This is a genomic window from Candidatus Symbiothrix dinenymphae (assembly GCF_001431085.1).
Map to the genome: position 1 here is coordinate 1 of NZ_BBRU01000408.1, position 448 is coordinate 448.

A 448-nucleotide genomic window follows, 5' to 3' on the forward strand; every position below is an offset into this window, starting at 1 on the left:
CCTGCTCCAACGATATATGCCGTTGCCGTTTTTGCTGTTGCTACTGCTTCGGCTTCGGGGCGAGTGGAGGAGCATGCGGAACGCAATTTCCGTCAGCATGGCAAAAATGCCTACGAAGACGATGCTCACTATCAGCAGGCGCACGTCTCGGTTGCGGATGTGCGAGAGTTCGTGCGCGATAACGCCTTCCAACTCATCGTCGTCTAATTTGTTGATAATCCCGCGCGAAAGGCTGACGGTGAATGTGCGGTTGTTGATGCCGCTGGCAAAGGCATTCAGCGAGTCGTCTTCTATGACGTTCACTTTTGGCATCGGCATCCCTTGCGACATGCACAGGTTTTCTACCAAGTTGTAAACGCGCTTGTTTTCTTTGCGCTCCAGCGAATGCGCGCCGGTTGCACGTTGAATGATGGCGGTGTTTGCAAAATAGGCTATCAAAAACCATATC

1 protein-coding gene is annotated in these 448 nt (G+C 52.2%); it reads right to left on the reverse strand.

Annotation, left to right across the window (positions count from 1 at the left end; translation table 11 throughout):
- The coding region (locus tag ASC50_RS04615; protein ID WP_158648442.1) for a M48 family metalloprotease at positions 1-448 on the reverse strand (448 nt) is incomplete at both ends.